The following is a 5939-nucleotide window of genomic DNA, read 5'->3' as shown; positions in this document are numbered from 1 at the left end:
CTACAAGGTCAGCCCCGAGTGGATTCCCTATACCGGCATCCTTCTCGTGCTCGCCGTCAACAACAAGGAATTGAAGCCCGCCGATTACCCCAAGACCTGGGCCGAGCTGGGCGACGCCAAGTGGAAAGGCAAGATTTCGGCGGCTCGCGCCGACACCTCYGGATCCTCGTTCCAGCAGCTCGCCACCGTCCTTCTCGCCTATGGCGACAAGGGTTGGGACGTGAACAACAAGATCCTGGCCAACACCAACCTGTCCGATTCCTCGGGCGCCGTTCCGCGCTACGTCAATGACGGCGAGGCCCTGGTCGGCCTGACGCTGGAGGACAACGCCCTCGACTACGTGAAGGGCGGCGGCAACGTGGCCATCGTCTATCCGGCCGATGGCTCGTCCACGGTCGCTGACGGTGTCGCACTGGTGAAGGGCGCTCCTCATCCCGAGAACGCCAAGGTCTTCATCGAGTGGCTGCTGTCGAAGCCGGTTCAGGAGCAGCTCGTCTCCGAAATCGGCCGCCGCTCGGTGCGCACGGACGTGACGGGCGCKGGTCTGAAGCCGATCGGCGAAATCAAGCTGGTCGACTACGACATCAAGAAGGTCGCCCAGAGCCGCAACGACTGGGTCGCCAAGTGGAAAGCGGCGCTTCAGAACCGCTGAGCCGATTCCAACCCGCATGCTGATCGAAGCTTTCTCAGAGGCGAAGGACCCGTCCGCGCCGCACGCCAACGAAGACCGTCTGGTGATCCTGCCCGACCGCGCCTACGCGGTCATCGACGGGGTCACCGACCGCCTCGGGACGCGTTACGACGGAATGCTTTCCGGCCAGTATGCCGCCCTCACCGTCAAGGGCGCGCTCGAACACCTTTTGAGCGCGCCCGGCGGCCATCAGAGCGCCCTCGCCATCGTGCGCTTCATGACCGGCGCCCTGCGCGACGCCTACAAGACGCACGGCATGTACGAGCGCGTGCAGACCGATTGGAACCTGCGCCTCGCCGCGGCTCTCGCGCTCGTCCTCGTGCATGAGGACACTATCGAAATCGTGCTCGTCGGCGACAGCGGCGTGCGGATCAACGGCGACATTCTCTACCGGGTCGAAAAGGACCTCGACCTGATCACCTCGACCTTGCGCCGTATCGCCTGGCCGGTGATCGGTCAGCGCACCAGCGATCCCGTGCAGCAGGAAAAGGCGTCCCGACAGGTGACGTGGCACGGAACGAGACAGGATCTCGGTCCCCTCGCCGACCTCCTCACCGCCGACGACATGCGCCTGATCGAGAAGCGCGCGGTCGACGCCAATGTGGAGGCGCTGCCGCACGTCCCCCGCGAAGAAATCGAAACGCTCGTCCAGGGCGGCATCATTCATCAGGGCCATTATCAGAACGATCTTTCGACCGTGCTCGGCTATGTCTGCCTCGACGGGTTCGATGTTCCCGAAAGCCTGATTCGCGTCGAACGCTTTCCCCGCAGCGACGTCAGGACCATCGAGATCTTCTCGGACGGCTACTTCAAGATGGGGGAAGGCTTCGGCGTCGCCTCGTGGGAAAAAGCCTTCGCCGATGTCGAGCGCGAGGATCCCGCGAAAGTCCTTCTCTATCCTTCGCCCAAGGGATCGATCGGATCCGTCTGGGCCGACGACAGAACATATCTCGGCATTCAGGTCTGAGAGGGATCGAGCCCATCATGCAGCGGCCGAACAGTCTCATCGAAACCATCGAGCAGATCGCGCCTAGCCTCAAGAAGGCGGAGCGCCGCGTCGCCGATCTGGTCATGCAGGACATCGAAGGGACGACCCGAGCGAGCATCAAGGCCTTCGCCGGACAGGCCGACGTGAGCGAGCCGACCGTCCTGCGCTTCACGCGGCGGATCGGGTGCGACGGATTCAGCGATTTCAAGCTGCGCCTCGCCCAGGATTTCGCCGTCGGGCGCATGTATATCGAGGCCGAACGCAAGGTGCTGGAGGGCGATCCGACCACCACCGCGCGCCGTGTCTATCGGTCCGGGCTCGATGCGCTCTCCATCGCTTTCGCGGGGCTCGACGAAGCGGCGTTGACGCGCGCGGCGGAGGCGATTGACGCAGCGAGCCGCATCGCGTGTCTCGGCGTCGGCGGCAGTTCGGCGATCATGGCCGCCGAGATGGAGAACCGGCTCTTCCGCTTCGGCCTGCCCGTCACAGCGACGGCCGATCCCTACAAGCAGCGCATGCTGGGGGCGATCGCCGACAAAGGCGACGTGGTCGTCGTCTTCTCGGTGACCGGGAAGCCGCGATCGCTTTGCGATGCCGCCGAGATCGCGGCTTCCCGAAACGCCACGGTCATTGCGGTGACGCAACCGGGCAGTCCGCTCGCCGCCCTCGCATCGATCCTGCTGCCCCTCCACGTTCCGGGGGACGAGGTGCATTTCAACCTTCCCAACCGCACACGCTACGGCCAGTTGCTCGTCATCGATTGCCTGTCGGCTCTGGTGGGTGCGCGCAGGCCCGCCTCGGCGCGCAAGCTCCATCGAATCCGCACGACGCTCCTGGCGCTGCACGGCCACACGGACGAGCAGCCCGTCGGCGATTGACCGCTTTTGCTTGGCCGACCCTCCGACGGGCCCTAAAAATCCTCGCCGACGAACTCGCGCGCCATCGTCGCCGAACCGACGGATAGACCACCGTCGACGGGAATGATCGCGCCCGTGATCATGCGCGCGTCCGGCCCGATCAGAAACGCGGCGACGCCGGCGATATCCTCGGGCACGCAGATGTCGCCGAGCGGGTACCAGCGCTTCAGCCGTTCGAAGATCTCGGGGTTCTTATCCACCCGCGCCTTCCAGGCCTGCGTCTTGACGCTTCCCGGCGCGATGGCGTTCGCGCGAATGCCGTGCTTGCCGAACTCGACGGCGAGAAACCGCGTGAACTGCACGAGACCGGCTTTCGCGGCGCTGTAGGCGGGATAGCCGTAAATGCCGAATCCATTCACCGATGAGATGTTGAGAATGGTCCCGCTGCGGCGCGCGATCATGCCATCCTGGACGGCCCGCACGCAGCGCCACGCACCGTTGAGATTGAGATCGATATCGGCGGTCCAGCTGGCCTCGTCCGTCGCCGCGAGCGTCGGACTGATCACCGCGCCCGCATTGTTGACCAGAACGTCGATTGCGCCGAACGCGGCCTCGATGCGCGCCATCGCCTCCCGCACGGACGCAAGATCGGTGATGTCGGCGGCGGCAGGGTGCAATTGTCCGAGACCGCCAAGCGCCGAAGCCGCATTCGCCAGGGCAGCCTCGTCGCGATCGAGCAGCGCCACGCTGTGACCTTCCTTCAGGAATCGAAGCGCGAGGGCACGGCCGATATCGCCCGCGCCGCCGGTGATCACGATCGTCTGCCCCATCGCCCTGCTCCCTCTCGTACCCGCACCGCGTAGCGTAGCAAACATTTGGCGCCCATTGCAGGCCGCCCTCGCGGAAATTTTCGTTGTTAAACTACATTTTTGATTCTACCTCTATCATCGGAACGTATCGCAGGCCGCCGCCGACGGGATGCCCCAATGAACGCGAATGACAAGACGATTGTCCGGTTCGACTTCGAAGAGGTCGTCGTCCCCGCCCATCCGGGCGTCATCAATTCGGAAAGCCTCGACAAGCCGCTGCACATGCTGCCGGTCGGCGGCCGTCAATCCTGGTCCGTGCAATTCGACGCGCTGCCCAAGCTGATCCTGCGCATGACTCTGAAGGACGGCACGATCGGCCTTGCGGAGTTCTATCGCGACCACAATTGGACGACGATCGAGGGCGTCGCGAACCTGCTTCTCGGCCAGAGCGTCGCCGATCTCTGCCTGCAGGATCTGCCGATCGCCCTATGCCGCGAATATGACGGGTTCGAGTGCGCGATCTGGGACGCCTACGCCAAATCGCTCGGCGTGCCGCTCCATCGCCTGCTCGGGGGCGCCGTCCGCTCGCACGTCAAGATCGGCGCCTGGTCGAGCCATCGCACGACCGACGAGATCGGCCCCTGGACGCGCCGCTACCACGAGCAGGGCTTCGACTGCATCAAGTTCAAATGCGATCTCGAGGACGATGTCGTCGCGTGGTGCGCGCGCATCGCCGAGCACGCGCCCGGCATGAAGGTCATTCTCGATCCCAACCAGCGCTGGGAAAACGCCGGCAACGCGCGGCCGATCCTGCGCGGGCTCGAAGCCGTCGGAAATGTCCTGCTGCTGGAAGACCCGATCGCGCGCTGGATGGTGCGGGATTATGCTCTGCTGCGGCAGTTCACGGCGATCCCGATCGTCCTCCACGTCTCGCTCCCTTACGTCTATCAGGGCCAGCGCCCCTACGAAGCGGTGAATGCCATCGCTCACGGCGCGGTGGATGGATTCAACTTCAACGGTGGGCTCGCCAAGTTCCACGCCCTCGGGTCGCTCGCCTCGATGGCGGGGCTGTCCTGTTGGCATGGATCCGAAGTCGATCTGGGCCTGCTCGAAGCGATGTACGTTCATCAGGCGGCGGCTGCCGCGAGCTGCATCTGGCCAAGCGACATCTTCGGACGCATGATCCGCTCGCATGATCTCCTCAAGACGCCGCTCGCGGTGGAACCGCCGCACGTGCGCGTGCCGGAAGGGCCGGGCCTCGGCGTCGAACTGGATGAGGACGCGGTCAAACGATTCAAGGTGTCCGAGCGTACCATCCGCTAGCGTTGTCGAAGAGCCAGAACGGGGCGTGTGATGTCCGACGTCAATCCCTTTCCGCAAGCCGACGAAGCCCGCTTCGCCATCTGGGAGATGTTGGTGCGGCGGGACATCGAGGCTTACGTCGCGGGCGACTGGGACGCCCATTACGAGGATTTCGCGCCGGACCTGTTCTTCGGCATCGACGGCCGCTTCTCGGACAATCCCGATACGTGGCGCGTGACCTACGCGGACATCGCACGCTATCGCGAATCGTGGCTTTCAGGCGCTGCCGAGGTCAAGGGTCGTATCGCGGTGGCGGATCTGCGCCGATCGATCTTCGCACTCACGACCCTGCGCGATATCGAGATCATGGGCGACTTCGCCCTGGCGCGGAAGAAATTCGACGGCGCCATCGCGCTCGACGATGGCGAAACGCTGAAGCTCAGGTGGCAGACTCACTATTTCTGTCGCCGAGTCGACGGCCGTTGGCGCATCGCCGGTTTCCTCGGCTATCTTCCCAATCCCATGGGCGGCAAGCAATCCGACACGCCCGTCAAACGGGTTCCGCCATCATCGCAGCATGCGGGTGCAGGTCCGTATTCGCCCGTCATCGAAGTCACTCCCGGACGTCTGATCGTCATTTCCGGACAGGCGGCTTTGGCGAACGACGGCACGACCATCGGCGGTCGTGATTTCAAGGCCCAGGCGCGAGCGACGATGGAGAACTGCGCGGCGCAGCTGCGCCATGCGGGCTGCGGCCTCGACGACGTGTTCAAGGTCAATGTCTATCTCGCCGATCTGGCCGATTGGCCGGCGTTCAACGAGATCTATGCCGAGATGGTGCCCGAGCCGCGTCCGGTTCGAACCGCAGTCGAGACGAAACTCTTGCGCGACTTCCTGGTGGAAATCGAGATGTGGGCAGCCAAGCCATGAAATGGGACAAACTGACATCGCCGGAAATCGGTGCGCTCGATCGCGGCATTCCGGTGCTCCTCAACATTGCCGCCATCGAGCAGCATGGCCCGCATCTGCCGCTCGACACCGATGCGCGCATCGGCGCTCACTTTCTTGCGGAGCTCGACGCCGTTCGTCGCGAGCGCGTGCTCATCCTGCCGCCGGTCGTGGTCTGCGCCTCCGCCCATCACATGGATTTCCCAGGAACGCTCACCGTTCAGCACACGACGCTGCTGGCGTATGTGACCGACATCCTCTCCTCCGTCGTCGCACATGGTTTTCGCAACGTGCTGTTGTTCAACAGCCATGGCGGCAACCAGGCGATCGGGCAGGTGATCATG

At 64.2% G+C, this 5939-nt stretch carries 7 protein-coding genes; 6 read left to right on the top strand and 1 reads right to left on the bottom strand.

Annotated elements, in window-relative coordinates:
• The 3 genes from AC1DT3_RS10520 to AC1DT3_RS10510 all read left to right on the top strand — a co-directional run.
• Nucleotides 1-652: extracellular solute-binding protein (locus tag AC1DT3_RS10520; RefSeq protein ID WP_477465203.1), on the top strand; the 652-nt coding region annotated here is incomplete at its 5' end.
• Between the two features lie 16 nt (nt 653-668).
• Nucleotides 669-1658: a hypothetical protein gene (locus tag AC1DT3_RS10515; RefSeq protein WP_477465202.1), complete on the top strand. Its 990-nt coding sequence runs from the start codon at nt 669-671 to the stop codon at nt 1656-1658.
• A gap of 17 nt (nt 1659-1675) precedes the next feature.
• Nucleotides 1676-2557, top strand: coding sequence for a MurR/RpiR family transcriptional regulator (locus AC1DT3_RS10510; protein ID WP_477465201.1), 882 nt, complete (start codon nt 1676-1678; stop codon nt 2555-2557).
• A 32-nt stretch (nt 2558-2589) separates the two neighbouring features.
• Here the strand turns inward: AC1DT3_RS10510 and AC1DT3_RS10505 are convergent, their stop codons facing one another.
• Nucleotides 2590-3366 carry an SDR family oxidoreductase gene (locus AC1DT3_RS10505; RefSeq protein ID WP_477465200.1) on the bottom strand — a complete coding sequence of 259 codons (777 nt, stop codon included), beginning with the start codon at nt 3364-3366 and terminating at the stop codon, nt 2590-2592.
• A gap of 156 nt (nt 3367-3522) precedes the next feature.
• Here AC1DT3_RS10505 and AC1DT3_RS10500 point away from each other — a divergent pair, with 156 nt between their 5' ends.
• From AC1DT3_RS10500 to AC1DT3_RS10490, 3 genes are all read left to right on the top strand, one after another.
• The gene (locus AC1DT3_RS10500) at nt 3523-4668 is read left to right on the top strand and encodes a mandelate racemase/muconate lactonizing enzyme family protein (protein WP_477465199.1); all 1146 of its coding nucleotides are present in this window, start codon (nt 3523-3525) and stop codon (nt 4666-4668) included.
• A gap of 30 nt (nt 4669-4698) precedes the next feature.
• A complete protein-coding gene (locus AC1DT3_RS10495) occupies nt 4699-5577 on the top strand; it encodes a Rid family hydrolase (RefSeq protein WP_477465198.1) in 879 nt (292 codons plus the stop codon).
• Nucleotides 5559-5939 (top strand): creatininase family protein (locus AC1DT3_RS10490; protein WP_477465197.1); only part of this gene is annotated, 381 nt, incomplete at its 3' end. The genes AC1DT3_RS10495 and AC1DT3_RS10490, both read left to right, overlap by 19 nt.

It is taken from the genome of Microvirga sp. P4_G7, assembly GCF_056401005.1.
The sequence above is the reverse complement of the archived record's forward strand: the minus strand, read 5'-3'. Positions and strand labels throughout refer to the sequence as shown.

Excerpts from the sequence above, each read along its gene's own strand:
- AC1DT3_RS10515 (WP_477465202.1), top strand. The coding sequence starts at position 669 with ATGCTGATCGAAGCTTTCTCAGAGGCGAAGGACCCGTCCGCGCCGCAC.
- AC1DT3_RS10510 (WP_477465201.1), top strand. The coding sequence starts at position 1,676 with ATGCAGCGGCCGAACAGTCTCATCGAAACCATCGAGCAGATCGCGCCT.
- AC1DT3_RS10505 (WP_477465200.1), bottom strand. The coding sequence starts at position 3,366 with ATGGGGCAGACGATCGTGATCACCGGCGGCGCGGGCGATATCGGCCGT.
- AC1DT3_RS10500 (WP_477465199.1), top strand. The coding sequence starts at position 3,523 with ATGAACGCGAATGACAAGACGATTGTCCGGTTCGACTTCGAAGAGGTC.
- AC1DT3_RS10495 (WP_477465198.1), top strand. The coding sequence starts at position 4,699 with ATGTCCGACGTCAATCCCTTTCCGCAAGCCGACGAAGCCCGCTTCGCC.